Origin of the sequence: Chryseobacterium sp. KMC2, from assembly GCF_016756935.1 — a bacterium.
GTDB lineage: Bacteria > Bacteroidota > Bacteroidia > Flavobacteriales > Weeksellaceae > Chryseobacterium > Chryseobacterium rhizosphaerae.
Genome location: NZ_JAESIT010000013.1, coordinates 133821 through 150725 on the forward strand (window position 1 = coordinate 133821; position 16905 = coordinate 150725).

Consider the following 16905-nt stretch of genomic DNA (forward strand, 5'->3'; position numbering starts at 1 on the left):
CAAATTTCCGAAATTTACTTGACAGTTTCTGCCTATAGATTAATTTTAGGCTATACTTTTTTCAAAAAAATATTAGTTCAAAACTTCGTTAATCTTCGGATATTGTGAAATCTTTCTGAAAACGAATTTGTTGCTTTTCTGCAGCTTTTCAATAAACAGATCTAATTCGTTGATAGAGTCAGTATCTCTAAGGTATTGATCATGAGTAAGAAAAACAAGGTGTCTTGAAGTTTTTTCAAGGTCGTTAATGAAGATGCTGTCTACTTTTTTCAACATGGCTTCATGGCTCCCTTTTAGAGTCATTTTTTGTGAAGGCCTCCATTCGAGATCCCATCCGATTACTTTATAGCCTGCATTTTTAAGTCCGTTTGCTGCAAGAGTAGAGCTCTTAATATCAGTTACGTTAATATTGTTGAGTCTCCAGATATTTCTCCCCGGAGTTCTGGCAATTTTATCCTGAAGTTTAAGGCTGTCTTTTGCAATATCAAAATCATGTACCACTGCCTGTGCATTCTTATAAAAATCTGTGTATTTGTTGTGGGCATGGCTGAAGCTGTGATTGGCAAGCTCAATAAGAGGATTCTGCTTTAAAAGTTCAAAATCATCCTTTTGCTTTTTACTTCCATAGGCATGTTTTCCTACAAGAAAAGCTGTAGCACATACATTTCTTTTATTCAGGATTTTTAACAGGTTTTCTGTGCCCTGGTTCGGGCCGTCATCAAAAGTAAGGTAGATGATCCTTTTATCAGGATCTATATTTTCATCATCTATTTTGGGGACTATTTCCGCGGTAGGATGTTCTTGTGAATTGAGCTTTTCATTCACATCATTCTTGAAGTTACAGCTGTTCAATAAAACCGAAGTTGCACTCATCAATGCAAACATCCCGAGAAAAGTCGTGTTTTTTGACTTTCCCGCAAAAATTTTTCTCATAAAGGTAATGGAAATTAAATTGTTAAAAATCGTTAAAAATAACACTGAAAAGTTAACAAATTATATGCCATTATTTAAGGTGTTTTTTCTTTTTAAGGTTATTTTAAGAACTTTATTTTAAAGCATATTTCAATTAATCTGTTGATTATAAGTTTATGTTTTTGTTTTATCTGTTTTTTAACATTTATAAATGCGAAAACAATAGAGTTTCTCTATTTTCATTGAAATTAAATAATTCTTCCTATTGTGGGGAATTATTTAATTTTAACAAATTGATACCGTTTATATTGTTGAAATTAAAAAAGGATTATAAAATCTCTTGTAAGTAGATTGCATTTTTAACAGCGGAAGTTCCCCAGGTATTGTTGAAGAATATAAAGGCTGTTTGTTTCGTCATCTTGAGTTTGGCGGCAAGATGGTCAAGAAAATCATTGCTGTACTCGGATTTATAGAGAACAGGTTTCCCATGCAGTCTGTAATAGATTATTTCAGGATGATTAATGACTACATCTTCAGGGAGGTTTCCGGGGAAGCTTACTCCTGAAAATACAGTATTGATATTTTTTAAGAAATCAAATATTTCTTTCTGCCACCATGATTCGTGACGGAATTCAATAACATTTAAAAAATTAAAATCAAGATTATCAAGAATGAGGTTAAGATTCTCCGGGGTATTTTTAAAGGAAGGAGGGAATTGGTACAGAAAACCGGAAAGCTTATCCTTCAGGTTGTTTTGAATATGAGTACAGAAGCTTATAATATCTTCTTTTGATTCTGTAAGGCGTTTCTGATGAGTGATGGCTTTGGGAATCTTAATAAAGAATCTGAATAGCTCCGGAGTTTCATCATACCATTTTAAAAGAGTTTTGGCTGTTGGAATCCTATAAAATGTAGAGTTGATCTCTACAGCATTAAAAGCCCTGGCGTATAAAGAAAGAAAATCTTTACCTGGAGCATTTTCAGGATATAACGACCCTTTCCAGTCGTTATTATAAAATCCTGAGCATCCAATGTAAAGATTCTCTTTTTTCATTTTATTATTTTATATCCAGATCTACGGAATTTAGCCTCAATGAATTCAGGATCACCGATAAGGAACTGATGCTCATGGCTGCAGCTGCAATCATGGGTGATAATAGAATTCCAAAGAATGGATACAATAATCCTGCCGCTACCGGAACTCCCAATACATTATAGATAAATGCAAAGAATAGATTTTCTTTAATGTTTTTAAGAAGTTTTTCGCTTAGCAGCTTAGCTTTTGCTACTCCCAGAATATCTCCTTTGAGCAATGTAATCTCAGCACTTTCTATAGCGACGTCTGTTCCTGTTCCCATGGCAATTCCTACGTTGGATTGTGCAAGGGCAGGAGAGTCATTAATTCCGTCACCGGTCATCGCAACTATTTTTCCCTGCTGCTGTAGTTTTTTTACTTCATTCAGTTTATCCTCAGGAAGACAGTTGGCTTTAAAATGTTTGATTCCCAGTTCATCAGCTACTGCTTTCGCGGTATGTTCATTATCTCCGGTCATCATGATCACATCAATTCCTTCGCTCATCAGTCTTTCCACTGCTTTTTTGGAGCTTAATTTAATTTTGTCTGTAAAGCTTATGAAGCCCAATACTTTTTGATCCAGTGCAATATAAGAGATCGTATGTGCTTTTGACTGTACTTCTATGGCTTTTTGCTTTAAACTGTCCGGAATCTGTATCTGATGAGAAGTGACAAGGTTTTCGTTTCCTAGATAAGCCATCTTCCCATTGATTTTACCTTTCACTCCTTTTCCTGAAATGTTTTCAAACTGATCTACTTTTTCAGCGGCAATATTTTCTTCTTTAGCTCTTTTTATAACCGCATTGGATAAAGGGTGTTCAGAATTTTGGTTGAGCGAAAATGCTAACTGTAAGATTTGATTTTTGTCTTCACTGTTTACCGTCTCAATATATTCCAAAGAGGGTTTCCCTTCCGTTAAAGTTCCTGTTTTGTCTGTGATCAGAACATTTACCTTATTCATTTGCTCGAGAGCCTCTGCATTTTTGATCAGGATACCGTTCTTAGCTCCTTTCCCTATTCCTACCATCAGAGACATAGGGGTTGCAAGCCCAAGAGCACACGGACAGGCTACAATTAAAACCGCCACCGCATTGATGAAAGCAAATAAACTTCTTTTTCCTTCCGGACCAAAAAACTGCCATAGAAAAAAGGTAAGGACCGCAATAAGAATGACTACCGGAACAAATACTTTTGAAACCTTATCAGTAAGCTTCTGAATAGGTGCTTTACTTCTGCTGGCTTCATTTACCATTTTTATAATTTGCGAAAGAAGGGTTTCGTCACCTACTTTTTCAGCTTTCATAATGAATACCTGATTCCCGTTGATGGTTCCTGAAGATACTCTGTCATCAATATTCTTTTCCACAGGAACAGGCTCTCCCGTGATCATACTTTCATCTACAATTGAGCTTCCTTCTGTAATTTTACCGTCAACCGGAATTTTTTCACCGGGTTTTACTTTTAGCAGGTCTCCGATTTTTACCTGGGAAAGCAGAACTTTTTTCTCCTCACCATTGACGATAAGATTAGCTTCATCCGGTGACAGGTTCATTAATTCCTTAATGGCATTTCCTGTTTTTTTATGAGCTGCCGCTTCCATCAATTGCCCTAAAATAACCAATGTTAAGATGACACAGACTGCTTCGAAATATAAAGGGATTTCATGATTGTGCCCACGGATTTCATGTGGAATAATATCCGGAAAAGCTAATGCTGTAATACTGAATATAAATGCAGCTGCAACTCCCAGTGCGATAAGGCTAAACATATTGAGGTTCCATGTTTTGAAGGAAACCCAGCCTCTTTTCAGCAAGAACCACCCGGAGTAAAACATAACCGGAAGTGTCAAGGCCAGCTCAATAAATCCCTGCACCTGATGGGAAAAAGGAAAATTGATAAACATTCCACCCATTGAAAGAATGAAAACGGGGATAGTAAATGCCAATGAAGTAATGAATTTTCTTTTTAAGAGAGTGTAGGTTTCATCTTCCTCATCATCTCCGCTGTCTGGCATTCTTACGAGGTCCATTCCGCAAATAGGGCAGTCTCCCGGTTCATCCCGGATGATTTCAGGATGCATAGGACAGGTATATTTTGCTGTTTTCTTTTCAGGGTATTTTACCAGATCCATTCCGCAAACAGGGCAGCCTACGTTAGAATCATAAGTTTTATCACCTTCACAATACATGGGACAATAGTATTTCCCTGCCATTTCATCCGTTACTGCAGGAGCTGCATGATGATGGCTGTGATCATGGGTATGGGAATGATGATGACTGTGACTGTGGGTATCTGTATTTTTTACAAGATCTTCAGTGATTTCTTCTAAGTGCATATGACATACCGGGCAATCACCTTTTTCATCATAAACTTTGTCGCCTTCACAGAACATGGGGCAATAATGCTTTCCAACACTGGTTTTGAAATTTTCCGGAAGGTGAGTGGAGGAATAGGCTGGCTTGTGATGGGGATCTTTTGCCAGTTTTTCTTCAATAGGAACTAAATACATCTTACAAACGGGACACCTTTCTCCCTGTTTGAAATATACTTTTTCGCCTTCACACTCCATTGGGCAATAATATACTGAAGATGGAGATACGCGATCCTGAGGTTTTACAAAAGCCTTGTCCGGATTATTCGGATCTTCAAGTTTGTATTTTCCTATTTCGGCCAAAGCATTATTCAAAACAGACAGTTCAACTTTGTGATCAGAGGTGATTGTTGCTGTATTGTTCTCCAGGTTTACATCGGCTTTCACACCATCTATGCTGTTCAGTTGATTGGAAATCTTTTTCTGACAGCCTGAACAGGTCATTCCGAGTATTTTATACTGTTGTTCCATGATTCTTAAATTTATATTACAAATTTCCAAAAAGGAGGAATAATGCTGTTATAAATTTAAGGATAATAGTTATAAAATTTGGTTGGAGGGTTTTAGAGCGGGGGAGTATTAGAATAAGAGGGTGGGAGGATATCTATATTTATTCTTATCAAAACGCCAAATAGGAAAAACTTCATCCCTATAAGTACGAAGGTAATTATTCCGATACTGCTTATATTCTTTCCTGCGCTAAACTCTCTGGCACTCCCACGCTCAAACATTAAAGATTATCCAGAGGTTTTCTGTGATGGTCTTTCAGTTTCTTGAATTCAGTAGGGGTAAAGCCGGTACTGTTCCGAAACTGGGTAGAGAGGTGCTGGACGCTTTTATAGCCCAGTTTCCCTGCAATTTCGGTAAGATTGAATTCATTGTATAAAAGGAGTTCTTTTACTTTTTCAATTTTTTGAAGAATAAAGAATTGTTCCAGGGTAATATTCTCATTTTGTGAAAACGTTTTGGAAAGAGCGCTGTAGTCTTTGTGGAGCTTTGAACTTAAAAATTCGGAAAGCAAAAAATTATCAGCAATGTCAAGTTCACTGACCTTTACAATGATAAGGTTTTTGATTTTTTCAACCAGTTGATGGGCTGAATCCATAATTCTTTCAAAACCGGTTTCGAGCAGCTCTTTTTCAATGGTCTTCATTTTGTCAGCTGATATTTCAGTTTCTGTTTCCACTTCGCCTAATATAACGGAGCTTATTTTCACATCAGCTTTGGTGAAGATATCTTCAACAGCAGAAATACATCTGTTGCAGACCATGTTTTTTATGAAGATTGTCATAAACTGCTGTTTAATCTGTCTTTTACAAATTCAATCTGAGTTTTACCGTGAGGAGCAGGGTTTCCATCCTGATCAAGATTTACCATTACAATTTTATCAACTGTAATAATCGTTTGATGGGTCATCTTGTTTCGGACGTCACATTTAAGAGTAACCGAAGAAGAGCCGAAGTGGGTTGCTTCTATACCAATTTCTATGATATCTCCCTGTTTTGCAGAGCTTACAAAATTAATTTCGGAGATAAATTTCGTGACTACTTTTGTGTTTTCCAACTGGATAATTGCATATAACGCAGCTTCTTCATCAATCCACTGTAAAAGTCTTCCTCCAAAAAGAGAATGGTTAGGATTTAAATCTTCAGGTTTTACCCATTTTCTGGTATGGTAGTTCATAATTTTAATAATTTGTTTTGCAAATTTAATGTTTAAAACCGGGCTTTTCAAAAGAATGATATTTATTGATCGAAAGAAGATTATTCATTTTCTCAATCATTTTATTTTGGAGCCTGCTTTTTTTTAAGTCGCTGTTCATAAAGAGCATTCTTAATAGCCTGTATTTTCTCAATTTTTAACAGATAAAGGTCAGTGTTTTTTTTGAAAAATCCGGGATTATGACCTCTTCGTTTTTACCATTATAATGTGTAGATTGACTATTATTGCAATAGTTCCCGGGATAATATTGTTTTATTTGAATGAAAATGAAAATTAATAGGGTGAAAAACGGACAGTATTATTATAAATTATTATGTTAACTAACTTTAACTTTTGTCTGTATATTAATAAATAAATATTGTTATACGATAATTATGTATTGTTTAATGATTAAAATAAATAAGAGAAAACATTTGAAAATGAAGGGGAGGTAAAAAATATTTTGATTTTAGATTTTTTATTGTATCTTGCATTCGTTTATATTTGGAATCAATATTTGTTCATTAATTTATGTTGCTTTTCTTTTATATACCAAATTTTTATTAATTTTTTAATTTTATTTAAAATGAACATTTTTGTTTCAAACATCAATTACGCAACTAAAGAGTATGAGTTGCATGATCTATTCGCAGAATTTGGTGATGTATCATCAGCTAAAATCGTTACAGACAGAGAAACTGGTCGTTCAAGAGGTTTCGGTTTTGTAGAGATGGGTGATGAAGAAGGACAACAAGCTATCGAAGCTCTTAATCAGAAAGAATTCAACGGAAAAGAGCTTAACGTATCTGAAGCTAAACCTAGAGAAGAGAAGCCAAGAAGAAGTTTCGATAACAACAGAGGTGGTGGTTATGGAAACAACAGAGGTGGCGGAAGCTATGGAAATAACCGTGGCGGAGGTGATCGCGGAGGAAACAACGGCGGTGGAAAACGTTGGTAAAAAATATGAAGCGGCTTTTAAGCCGCTTTTTTTATGTCTTTATTTTTCTCTGATCAGGAATAAGGCATCATTATAATAAATATTTCCACCTTTACTGTAAGTATCTTTTTGAGTTGTGACCGTAGGGAAAATAATCTTAATATGATATTTACCCAGATCACTTTCTACAGCCACTTCTTTTAATTTTACCGTTCCGCTTCTATGGATGTTATCTTTAAATAGCTTATCAATAGCCGGAGTAAAATCTACTTCTTCTTTTGAGTTCAGGATTACTTTGATCTTTTCAGTCTTATTGTCAATAAGAAACAGATCTCCATTGATTTCTTTTGATTCCTGGCCATAACTTTGGAATTTAATTAAATACTGATAGCTTTCAATATTTACTACATCTGTTTCTGACTCAAGCGTCAGTTGTTCATACGCAGGTGCTCCGGAATGTTTATCAGCATAAGTAAAAGAATTTCTAAGGCTGTTATTGATTGCCCAGTAATAGGGTTCTTCAAAATCTTTTGACCATTTATCCCGAACTTTAGGGGCTGCGAGAGTAAGCAAAAAACTTTCCTGTTTTCTTTTTATCAAAAATTCAAACTGTGATGACATTTTATCAATCACAGAATCTGATATCTTTTTATTGAAATCTATTGTACCTCCAGTAAGCAGGTTATTTTCTTTTAATAACTTAATCAATTCATTTTTCTGGCTTCTTTTGGCTACGCTAAAAGCATTTAGGTAAGGAAAAACAAGTGAAAATACCCCCAATATAAATAAGCTCAGAGGAATAAATTTTATGCTTGACTTTTTGTTGAAAATAAAATAAACCACTAAACTTGTCAGCCACAAAGCCAGGAGTAAAACAAAGTATCTTGGCTCTGTATAGCCATATGCTAAAAGTCTGGTGAAAATAGCAACAAAAAGGAGGATAACCAGAGGGATAACCGTATAGTAAAATAATCTTGAAAATACTTTAACCCAGGATTTGGTATGATCCTCTTTTAATGGATGCACAAGCAATAAAGCAAGAATTCCTACCATGCTGTAAGCAAGAATCAGATAAGAGACCCAACCCCTTGGAAGTTGCCAATTGATCAGTATTTTAAATGAATAGAAATAAAGAATAATGGCATAGATACAAAGAAGCGGAATCAGAATAAACTGGGTGAAAAATTTTAAAACAACAGGATATTTGCCGTCTTCTTCAAGGTCTGGCAATCCTCTTTCATTAAAGATCAGGAAAATCAGACAGCTTCCGGCAATAGCCAGAAAGAAGAATACATCAAAGTAAACGCTATCATTAAACTGAAAATCAAAAAGTTTGTCAATTGCTAAAATAGCCAGTTCCACTCCGGCTGTGAGCACTCCTGTGAATATAGCCGTAAGTACAATATTGACAAATAGATTTTTGTTATACTGCCAGAAACTAATTTCCCTGTCTTTGTTTAAAAAGGCTACAAAAGAAACCAGCAGGTGAGAAAGAATGAATGCTACAGCAATGATATATCCATAGACTTCATTAAAATCTTTCTTGTTGCCGGGCAGAATAAAAAAAAATCCCACCAGGCCGATAATTCCTGCAGATTCTAGCAGATACCGTTTTCCTATTCGCTGGGAAAGTATTTTCAATGCAAACATCAATGATATTCCCAAGCCGGAACAGATACTGAACATGTAGCATGTGAAAGAGTCATTTCTTGATCTTATGGTCTCATATAAATAGATCGCCCCAAAAGAAGTTAACAGAGCCATGAAGAGGACCATCGGATAACGAAATATCACTTCTTTGGCTTTTCCCGTTATCTCAAGAAATTTTGTTTTCATAAGCCTCGGTATTTATATTTTTTTCTTCTTTTTCTTTTTGTCTTTATCTTTATCCTTTTCTTTTACTTTTGTTTTCTTCTCTTTTTTAGGACTTAGAATTTCATCAGCGAACTCAAATTTCGGTTCTTCTATTTTGGTAGGTTTTATTTCAATTTTAAGATCAAAATATCCTTTCAGATCGTTCTGTGAAATTAGCTTTTCATTCATTAAAAATTCCAGAATCTCTTTTCCGGAATCATTAAAAAAGTGATGGGAAAGCTCTTTCAGTAGAAACTTTTTATATTCTTCAAAAGGAACAAGTACTGAATATTTAAAAATCCTGCCTTCTTTTACAGTAGACAAATAGCCTTTTTCAACTAATATTTTTAAGTATGTAGAGACCGTGTTCTGGTGTGGTTTGGGCTCCGGATGTTGTTCCATAACATCCTTAAGATAAAAGGAATTCAACTTCCAAAACAGCTTCATAAAGTTTTCCTCTGCGGCAGTAAGATGATTTATTTTCATATATTCTTCTAATGTTGAAATTGTATATTGCAATAAAGATAGATAAAAGATATTAAAAATGCTATTCCTGCGCCCATAAATACTTCTTTAATGGTGTGTCTTTTTAGAATAATTCTCGTAATCCCCACTAAAGCAGCAATACCCAGCCAAAGAATTCCCAGCTTCCAGTTTAATGAGAAAAACAAAGCTGCTACAAATACATTGAAGGCTGTATGCATAGAACTTTTAATATAAAGATTACTGATCTGTAAAGCGAAAAGAAGAATAAGGATAAACAGCATGATGAAATCCACATATCCGTTTTTGATATAATTAAAAAGAATATAGGTAAGTACACATACAGCAATAAATATATAGAGTGTTTTTCTCTGTACCCGGTTCGAAACATCCATATTGGTGTATCTTCCTGTTTTTACATTCCATACGAGCCAGATAATCACAGGAAGCATAATCAATAATAAAATAGGCAGGAAGTATACTAAGGAATCTTTTAGCGTATATGACTGTATACTCATATAAATGAAAAAGATAAAAAGGGAGACCAAAGGATTGAAAAAATCAGAGATGATCTTTGAAATTTTGTGCGTTAATGAAGAGTTCTTTTCTTCCATGTTTAAGTTTAAAAGTCAAATATAACACTATAACCAAAAAAACAATTGATATGTATACAATAAAAACAAAGTTTTTTTCATAATTTTGCTCAACTATTTCATCATAAAAAAGCAAGAGCTAACACATGAAAGAATTTTCTAAAGAGGTATACCTGAAGTGGTATGAAGATATGACAATGTGGAGAAGGTTTGAAGACAAATGCCGTTCTCTTTATCTAAAACAAAAGATCAGAGGCTTTTTACATTTGTACAACGGTCAGGAAGCAATCCCTGCCGGATTCACGCATGCAATGGACTTAACGAAAGACAGTATGATTACTGCCTACAGATGCCATATCCATCCAATGGCGATGGGAGTAGATCCTAAGAGAATCATGGCTGAACTTTGCGGTAAAGCAACCGGTACTTCCGGAGGTATGGGTGGTTCTATGCACATTTTCAGTAAAGAACACCGTTTCTATGGAGGTCATGGTATTGTAGGAGGACAGATTCCTTTAGGAGCTGGTATTGCTTTTGCAGATAAATATTTTGACAGAAAAGCTGTAAATATCTGTTTCTTTGGAGATGGAGCTGCAAGACAAGGTTCATTACATGAAACATTTAATATGGCGATGAACTGGAAACTTCCTGTAGTATTTGTTGTGGAAAACAACCAGTATGCAATGGGAACTTCTGTAAAAAGAACAGCCAACCACGAAGATATCTATAAGCTAGGATTAGGATATGAAATGCCTTGTCTTGCTGTAGATGCAATGGATCCTGAAAAAGTAGCTGAAGCTGCTTACGAAGCAATTGAAAGAGCTAGAAGAGGAGACGGACCAACGTTCATCGAAGCAAGAACTTACCGTTACAGAGGACACTCTATGTCTGATGCAGAGCCTTACAGATCAAAAGAAGAAGTTGCCGTTCACAAAAATGATGACCCTATCGAATTGGTAAAACACAGAATTTTATCCAACGGATGGGCTACAGAAGAAGAATTGGAAGTGATGGATAACAAGTCTAGAGACTTTGTGGACGAATGTATAGAGTTCATGGAAAACTCTCCATATCCGGATACAGAAAAAATCTATGAGTATGTATATTCTCAGGAAAATTATCCATTCTTAGATAAATTAGAAAACTAAAAAGATAATAGGTTAATCTGAAAATTTGAAAATACTGACGATCATCATAGATCCTTTTCAAATTTTCAGGTGGCTAAATTTTCAAATTAAAAAAAATTATGGCAGAAGTAATTACGATGCCCCGCCTTTCTGATACTATGACGGAAGGTAAAGTGGCAAAATGGCATAAAAAAGTAGGCGACAAAGTAAAAGAAGGAGATATTTTAGCTGAAATTGAAACTGATAAAGCAGTTCAGGATTTCGAATCTGAAATAGAAGGAACTCTTTTATACGTGGGTGTACAAGAAGGAGATGCTGCTGCTGTAGACTCTGTTTTGGCGATCATCGGTAATGAAGGAGAAGATATTTCAGGATTAACAGGTGGAGCAGCTGCTTCCAGTGCAGGTTCTGAAGAAAAAAAATCAGAAGAACAACCTCAATCAGAAACTCCGGTTGCTGCTGAGCCTGCTGCGGCAGAAGTTCCGGCAGGAGTAGAAATTATTACAATGCCAAGACTTTCTGATACTATGACAGAAGGTAAAGTAGCTAAGTGGCATAAAAATGTAGGAGATACAGTAAAAGAAGGAGATCTTCTTGCTGAAATTGAAACAGATAAAGCGGTTCAGGATTTCGAATCTGAATTCAATGGAGTATTATTGAAGCAAGGTGTAGAAGAAGGTGGTGCAGCTCCGGTAGATTCCGTATTAGCAATGATTGGCCCTGCAGGAACAGATGTTTCAGCTGTAGGAGCTCCAAAAGCTGCTACTCAGTCATCAGAAAAACCTGCTGAACAAAAAGCAGAAACTAAGACAGAAGAAAAAGCTGCTCCAGCTGCAGATTCTTCATCTTCTGACAGAGTTGCAATTTCTCCATTAGCTAAAAAAATGGCTCAGGACAAAGGTGTTGATATCAACAGTGTTCAGGGTTCTGGAGAAAACGGAAGAATTGTTAAAAAAGATATTGAAAGCTATCAGCCATCTCAGGCGAAACCAGCTGCTTCAGCTCCGGCTGCAAGTGCTGCTGCTCAAGTAGCAGTAAACTTCGTTCAGGGAGAAGATACAGAGACTCCAAACTCACAGGTAAGAAATATCATTGCGAAACGTCTTTCTGAAAGTAAATTCTCTGCCCCTCATTATTATCTGATGGTTGAGATCAATATGGATAAAGCTATTGTAGCTAGACAAGAGATCAATTCTTTACCAGATACTAAAATTTCATTCAATGATATGATTATTAAAGCAACTGCGATTGCTTTAAGAAAACACCCTCAGGTAAATTCAAGCTGGGCAGGTGATAAGATCATCCACAGAGGAAATATCAATGTAGGTGTAGCAGTAGCTATTCCTGACGGATTGGTAGTTCCTGTATTGAAGAATACAGACCAGATGAGCTACACTCAGATTTCTGCATCAGTGAAAGATATGGCTTCAAGAGCTAAGAATAAAGGTCTTAAAGCTAATGAAATGGAAGGATCTACATTCTCTATTTCTAACCTGGGAATGTTCGGAATCGAAACATTTACAAGTATTATCAACCAACCAAACTCTGCCATTCTATCCGTAGGTGCAATTATTGAAAAACCAATTGTTAAAGACGGTCAGATTGTAGTAGGAAACACAATGAAACTATCATTGGCATGTGACCATAGGGTAGTGGATGGGGCTACAGGTGCTCAATTCTTACAAACATTAAGAACATATTTAGAAAATCCATTAACATTGTTACTGTAATTTCTAAACTGTACATACTAAAACCTCCCGCTTTGGGAGGTTTTTTTGTTTTACGATCAATAATGTTGTAACAATTTGTTGTAAAATCAACAATATGTTACTATTTTTGAATCATGATTAAAGCAAGAAATATCCATAAGTCTTATGGGAATTTAGAAGTGTTGAAAGGAGTTGATATTCACATCAAGATGGGAGAAGTTGTCTCTATTGTTGGGGAATCGGGAGCCGGTAAATCTACATTATTGCAGATTTTAGGAACATTGGATCATCCTACGGCTTCATCTAAATATGATACTGAAATTGCCATAGCTGGAGAATCATTTATCAATATGAATGATAAACAGCTTTCTAAATTCAGAAACCAGAATATTGGTTTTGTATTTCAGTTTCATCAGCTTCTTCCCGAGTTTACTGCTTTGGAGAATGTTTTGCTTCCTACCAAAATTGCCGGAGCTAATGAAAAAGAAGCTCTTGATAAGGCACATGCTTTATTTGAAGACTTAAAGATAGAACAGAGACTGCACCATAAGCCCAATCAGCTTTCAGGTGGTGAAGCTCAAAGGGTGGCTGTAGCCAGAGCATTGATTAATTCTCCTAAGATTATTTTTGCGGATGAGCCAACAGGTAACCTGGATTCAAAAAATGCAGACGACCTTCACAGGCTGTTTTTTGATTTGAGAGATAAATATAATCAGACATTTGTTATTGTAACCCATAACCCGAATCTTGCTGAAATCACAGACCGTAAACTTGTTATGAAAGACGGAATGATTATAGAATAGCAGAGGCCAGCCAGATGATGAAACACTTTATTTTCCTTTTTATACTATTGATCTCCTGTTCAAAAGCTGAATCCCAGCAGTTGGATGTATCCGGAGTTCCTCAGTCTAAAATCTCTGAGATTAAAAGCTATCTCAAAGGGAAAAACTATAATCAGGAATTGGCTGTTTTTATAAATTTTAAAATACATTCCGGGAAATACCGTTACTTTATCTACGATTTAAAAAAAGATAGAATAGTACAAAAAGCAATTGTATCTCATGGTTCAGGTTCCGCTATTCCCCATTCAAGTACTTTGCAGTTTAGTAATATTGAAGGATCATATCAGTCTTCATTAGGGAAATATGAAATTCGGGAAAGCTATGTTGGGAAATTCGGAAAAGCATACCGTTTAAAAGGGCTGGATACCACTAATAGCAATGCTATGCAAAGAGCAATTGTACTCCATTCTTATGGATGTGTTCCGGATAGTGAATCTCAAAATCCGGCATGTCTGAGTCTTGGATGCCCAATGCTTTCTGCCAATGCATTTAATGAAACTGCAAAATATATTGATCAATCAGAACAGCCCATCATTTTATATGCATTTTATTAATTTTATATATAAATCATAACCCATAAATTATCTCCCATGCCCATAAAGTTTCTTGCCGAGGATGACAGACCGAGAGAAAAGTTTTTACATAAAGGTAAGAACTCGCTTTCTGATTCTGAGCTATTGGCTATCATAATGGGAAGTGGAAGTAAAGAGGAAAGTGCTTTAGAACTTGGGAGAAAGATTCTGGCTTCTGTAGATAATAACTGGCATCAGCTGAGTCTGCTTTCTATTAAAGATTTAATGAAATTTAAAGGAATAGGGGAAGCTAAAGCCATTTCTATTGCTACCGCTTTAGAAATAGGGAGAAGAAGAGCAGGACAGGAAATTCCGGAAAAATCAACTATCGGAAATAGCAATGACGCTTACGTACTGCTTAAAAATCAGTTGTCCGATCTGAGAACTGAAGAATTTTGGGCTATTTTTCTTAACAACAGTAACAAAGTCATCCATATATCACGGCTGACGCAGGGAGGAATCAGCCAGTCTATTGTAGATGTAAGAATTCTTTTTAAAAAAGCATTGGATCATTTTTCAACAGGTATTATTATAGCACATAACCACCCTTCGGGAAGCTTAAAACCAAGCAGGGAAGATATTAATATTACACAAAAAATAAAAGAAGCCGGGAAAACCTTAAATATCCAGCTTTTAGACCATATTATCATTACACAGGATTCATATTTTAGTTTTTCGGACACAGGATTATTATGATTAGAAGATTAAGATACAATGAAATTGATTTCGTAAAATATTCCCAATGTTTAGAAAACTCTGAACAGAAGAAGTATTCTGCTACTAAGGATTTTTTAGATACCACTTCGGAAAAGCAATGGGAAATCTTAGTCTATAATGACTATGAGGCAGTAATGCCTGTTCCTTTTGTAAAAAAATATGGAATTAAAATTGTTCATAATCCTAAACTCTGTCAGCAATTAGGTATTTTTTCTCCTAAAGATGATGTACAGCTTAACGAGGCTTTTTTGCATTTTCTGGAAAAAAACTATTTGATTAGAGCTTACCCACTGAATGATTGTAACCAGCTTCAAACGAAGCTCCGATTGAAAAAAAACTTTTTGCTCTATCCGGATTCTTACGAAAAAGTATATGCACGGTATTCTCCAAAAAGAAAAAGAAAACTCAGATTGGATGATGAAGTGGTAAAGAATTCTGAAATTAAAACAATTAGCTATGAGGAAGCTAAACTCTTTATAGAAAATAATATGATAGGGTTGAGTAAGGAAAATGATCTTCCTGATTTCATGAGGATTTTTGAAGCTTCCTATCATTTGAATTATCTCAAATTTTCTGCCTTTTTTTATCATCATAAGATCATCAATATTATTGCAACCTATTCTGATTGTAATATGGTAGCACTTTTAGGGACATTTAATGACAAAGATTACGTGAAAATATCCGGTGCTTCGGTTCTGATCGATACCGTCATCAGAGAAACTATTGAAACTCATATCTTTGATTTTGAAGGAGGGGAACTACCCAATATTGAAGAGTTCTTCAGAGGGTTCCGCCCGGAATTAAAACCTTATGCAATTATTGAAAATTCCAAAAAAGATCTTTTGAAGAAATTTGGGTATTTTTTAATAAGCGGTAAACTCTTGTAATATGATAAAAACCATTGTTTAGATTGGTTCTAATTAAGTATTATTCCCTAACTTTATAACATACTTATTCCAACAATTATGTTCCAGCAACTTCGCAATTATAAATTATCATATATGTTATATAACTTATTTAAAAAGAGTAAGTTAAAACATAATATCCCATTGTATAAAAAATACGGAATTAAGAAGAGTTATTTTTCCAGTATTTCCAGCTCAGATTTTGCCCATCTCCCTGATACAGAAAGAAAAGCAGATAAAGATAAGCTTACTGCCACTCCTTTTTTTACTAAATTATCAGAAGATGCTAAAGAAAGTGCTCTTCAATATGATGATAACGGATATATGATCATCAGAAACTATCTAAGCCCGAAAACTGCCGATAAAATCAATCAGGAGATTGAAAACATGGTTAATGACGGTACTTTGAAGTTTAGATATGGAGGGAAACTGATGTTTGCGATTCATCATTCGGAAATTCTTAAAAATATAGGAAATGATAAGGAGCTCACAGAATTCTTATCCGTACTATTAAATGGTAAGGCCAAGCTTTTCCAGAGTATAAATTTCATCAATGGAAGCCAGCAGAAAACCCATTCGGACAGTATTCATATGACTACTTATCCATTGGGAGGACTTCTGGGTGTATGGATTGCGTTGGAAGATGTAGATGAAAATAATGGAGCACTGCATTATATCCCCAAAAGTCAAAAGCTTCCTTACTTCCTGAATTCTGATTATGATAATGAAGGAACTGCTTTCAAAATAGGTAAAAAGAGCTATACAGCATATGAAGAATTCCTTGAGAATAAAGTGAAAGAACTGGGATTGAAAAAAGAAATTTTCAGAGCCAAAAAAGGAGATTTACTAATCTGGCATGCTAATATTCTTCATGGCGGAGAACCTCATTTGGATAAAAACAGAACCAGAAAAAGTCTTGTTTATCATTTTTTTGATGAAAACAGTGTGTGTTATCACGAAGTTACACAAAGGCCTGCTTTATTTGAGTTATAGTTTCAGAAAATATTAGTAATTTTGCCACCTAAAATTATGGCTAATTTTTCAGAATATCTACCGTATGCATTTGCATTGATCATTGCGATTCCTTTCCTGGTATTGCTCAGACAG

General features: G+C 35.3%; 16 protein-coding genes. 8 read left to right on the forward strand and 8 right to left on the reverse strand.

Translation table 11 applies throughout. From position 1 onward, the window contains the following. Nucleotides 1–72: 72 nt before the first annotated feature. From JML65_RS16110 to JML65_RS16130, 5 genes are all read right to left on the reverse strand, one after another. Nucleotides 73–933 carry a polysaccharide deacetylase family protein gene (locus JML65_RS16110; protein WP_047495652.1) on the reverse strand — a complete coding sequence of 287 codons (861 nt, stop codon included), beginning with the start codon at nucleotides 931–933 and terminating at the stop codon, nucleotides 73–75. Between the two features lie 307 nt (nucleotides 934–1240). After that, the gene (locus tag JML65_RS16115; RefSeq protein ID WP_202271404.1) at nucleotides 1241–1966 is read right to left on the reverse strand and encodes a DUF72 domain-containing protein; all 726 of its coding nucleotides are present in this window, start codon (nucleotides 1964–1966) and stop codon (nucleotides 1241–1243) included. A 4-nt stretch (nucleotides 1967–1970) separates the two neighbouring features. Next, nucleotides 1971–4829 carry a heavy metal translocating P-type ATPase gene (locus tag JML65_RS16120; protein WP_202271405.1) on the reverse strand — a complete coding sequence of 953 codons (2859 nt, stop codon included), beginning with the start codon at nucleotides 4827–4829 and terminating at the stop codon, nucleotides 1971–1973. 259 nt (nucleotides 4830–5088) lie between these two features. Next, nucleotides 5089–5649, reverse strand: a complete 561-nt coding sequence (locus tag JML65_RS16125; RefSeq protein WP_047495643.1) for a helix-turn-helix domain-containing protein — start codon at nucleotides 5647–5649, stop codon at nucleotides 5089–5091. Then, a complete protein-coding gene (locus tag JML65_RS16130) occupies nucleotides 5646–6041 on the reverse strand; it encodes an acyl-CoA thioesterase (RefSeq protein WP_047495641.1) in 396 nt (131 codons plus the stop codon). The genes JML65_RS16125 and JML65_RS16130 overlap by 4 nt, the downstream gene beginning before the upstream one ends. Nucleotides 6042–6645: 604 nt before the next feature. Here JML65_RS16130 and JML65_RS16135 point away from each other — a divergent pair. Next, nucleotides 6646–7017 carry an RNA recognition motif domain-containing protein gene (locus tag JML65_RS16135; RefSeq protein WP_047495638.1) on the forward strand — a complete coding sequence of 124 codons (372 nt, stop codon included), beginning with the start codon at nucleotides 6646–6648 and terminating at the stop codon, nucleotides 7015–7017. A 39-nt stretch (nucleotides 7018–7056) separates the two neighbouring features. Here the strand turns inward: JML65_RS16135 and JML65_RS16140 are convergent, their stop codons facing one another. Genes JML65_RS16140 through JML65_RS16150 form a run of 3 tightly spaced genes read right to left on the reverse strand, consistent with a single transcriptional unit; the run spans nucleotide 7057 to nucleotide 9947 of the window. Next, on the reverse strand, nucleotides 7057–8832 hold the full coding sequence (locus tag JML65_RS16140; RefSeq protein WP_202271406.1) for a DUF4153 domain-containing protein: 1776 nt from the start codon (nucleotides 8830–8832) through the stop codon (nucleotides 7057–7059). A gap of 12 nt (nucleotides 8833–8844) precedes the next feature. After that, nucleotides 8845–9336: a BlaI/MecI/CopY family transcriptional regulator gene (locus JML65_RS16145; RefSeq protein WP_202271407.1), complete on the reverse strand. Its 492-nt coding sequence runs from the start codon at nucleotides 9334–9336 to the stop codon at nucleotides 8845–8847. An 8-nt stretch (nucleotides 9337–9344) separates the two neighbouring features. Beyond that, a complete protein-coding gene (locus JML65_RS16150) occupies nucleotides 9345–9947 on the reverse strand; it encodes a phosphatase PAP2 family protein (protein WP_047495634.1) in 603 nt (200 codons plus the stop codon). Between the two features lie 125 nt (nucleotides 9948–10072). On the opposite strand from JML65_RS16150, the gene pdhA reads away from it, so the two are divergent. The 7 genes from pdhA (at nucleotide 10073) to JML65_RS16185 (ending at nucleotide 16791) form a co-directional block, all read left to right on the forward strand. Continuing rightward, nucleotides 10073–11074, forward strand: a complete 1002-nt coding sequence (gene pdhA, locus JML65_RS16155; protein WP_047495631.1) for a pyruvate dehydrogenase (acetyl-transferring) E1 component subunit alpha — start codon at nucleotides 10073–10075, stop codon at nucleotides 11072–11074. Nucleotides 11075–11172: 98 nt separating this feature from the next. Then, nucleotides 11173–12783, forward strand: coding sequence for a 2-oxo acid dehydrogenase subunit E2 (locus JML65_RS16160; protein WP_202271408.1), 1611 nt, complete (start codon nucleotides 11173–11175; stop codon nucleotides 12781–12783). A gap of 113 nt (nucleotides 12784–12896) precedes the next feature. Beyond that, the gene (locus tag JML65_RS16165) at nucleotides 12897–13565 is read left to right on the forward strand and encodes an ABC transporter ATP-binding protein (protein ID WP_047495625.1); all 669 of its coding nucleotides are present in this window, start codon (nucleotides 12897–12899) and stop codon (nucleotides 13563–13565) included. A 14-nt stretch (nucleotides 13566–13579) separates the two neighbouring features. Beyond that, complete coding sequence (locus tag JML65_RS16170; protein WP_047495623.1) at nucleotides 13580–14158, forward strand: murein L,D-transpeptidase catalytic domain-containing protein; 579 nt, start codon at nucleotides 13580–13582, stop codon at nucleotides 14156–14158. Nucleotides 14159–14194: 36 nt separating this feature from the next. Beyond that, nucleotides 14195–14872, forward strand: coding sequence for a RadC family protein (gene radC / locus JML65_RS16175; RefSeq protein WP_047495620.1), 678 nt, complete (start codon nucleotides 14195–14197; stop codon nucleotides 14870–14872). Then, on the forward strand, nucleotides 14869–15780 hold the full coding sequence (locus JML65_RS16180; RefSeq protein ID WP_202271409.1) for a hypothetical protein: 912 nt from the start codon (nucleotides 14869–14871) through the stop codon (nucleotides 15778–15780). Before radC ends, JML65_RS16180 begins: the two co-directional genes overlap by 4 nt. A 114-nt stretch (nucleotides 15781–15894) precedes the next feature. Continuing rightward, nucleotides 15895–16791, forward strand: coding sequence for a phytanoyl-CoA dioxygenase family protein (locus JML65_RS16185; RefSeq protein ID WP_237390907.1), 897 nt, complete (start codon nucleotides 15895–15897; stop codon nucleotides 16789–16791). Nucleotides 16792–16905 lie beyond the last annotated feature (114 nt).

What these genes read in the sequence shown, in the direction of transcription:
- JML65_RS16170 (WP_047495623.1), top strand. Translation starts at nt 13,580, where the DNA reads ATGATGAAACACTTTATTTTCCTTTTTATACTATTGATCTCCTGTTCA.
- radC (WP_047495620.1), top strand. Translation starts at nt 14,195, where the DNA reads ATGCCCATAAAGTTTCTTGCCGAGGATGACAGACCGAGAGAAAAGTTT.
- JML65_RS16110 (WP_047495652.1), bottom strand. Translation starts at nt 933, where the DNA reads ATGAGAAAAATTTTTGCGGGAAAGTCAAAAAACACGACTTTTCTCGGG.
- JML65_RS16180 (WP_202271409.1), top strand. Translation starts at nt 14,869, where the DNA reads ATGATTAGAAGATTAAGATACAATGAAATTGATTTCGTAAAATATTCC.
- JML65_RS16145 (WP_202271407.1), bottom strand. Translation starts at nt 9,336, where the DNA reads ATGAAAATAAATCATCTTACTGCCGCAGAGGAAAACTTTATGAAGCTG.
- JML65_RS16120 (WP_202271405.1), bottom strand. Translation starts at nt 4,829, where the DNA reads ATGGAACAACAGTATAAAATACTCGGAATGACCTGTTCAGGCTGTCAG.
- JML65_RS16185 (WP_237390907.1), top strand. Translation starts at nt 15,895, where the DNA reads ATGTTATATAACTTATTTAAAAAGAGTAAGTTAAAACATAATATCCCA.
- JML65_RS16150 (WP_047495634.1), bottom strand. Translation starts at nt 9,947, where the DNA reads ATGGAAGAAAAGAACTCTTCATTAACGCACAAAATTTCAAAGATCATC.
- pdhA (WP_047495631.1), top strand. Translation starts at nt 10,073, where the DNA reads ATGAAAGAATTTTCTAAAGAGGTATACCTGAAGTGGTATGAAGATATG.
- JML65_RS16165 (WP_047495625.1), top strand. Translation starts at nt 12,897, where the DNA reads ATGATTAAAGCAAGAAATATCCATAAGTCTTATGGGAATTTAGAAGTG.
- JML65_RS16115 (WP_202271404.1), bottom strand. Translation starts at nt 1,966, where the DNA reads ATGAAAAAAGAGAATCTTTACATTGGATGCTCAGGATTTTATAATAAC.
- JML65_RS16130 (WP_047495641.1), bottom strand. Translation starts at nt 6,041, where the DNA reads ATGAACTACCATACCAGAAAATGGGTAAAACCTGAAGATTTAAATCCT.
- JML65_RS16140 (WP_202271406.1), bottom strand. Translation starts at nt 8,832, where the DNA reads ATGAAAACAAAATTTCTTGAGATAACGGGAAAAGCCAAAGAAGTGATA.
- JML65_RS16160 (WP_202271408.1), top strand. Translation starts at nt 11,173, where the DNA reads ATGGCAGAAGTAATTACGATGCCCCGCCTTTCTGATACTATGACGGAA.
- JML65_RS16135 (WP_047495638.1), top strand. Translation starts at nt 6,646, where the DNA reads ATGAACATTTTTGTTTCAAACATCAATTACGCAACTAAAGAGTATGAG.
- JML65_RS16125 (WP_047495643.1), bottom strand. Translation starts at nt 5,649, where the DNA reads ATGACAATCTTCATAAAAAACATGGTCTGCAACAGATGTATTTCTGCT.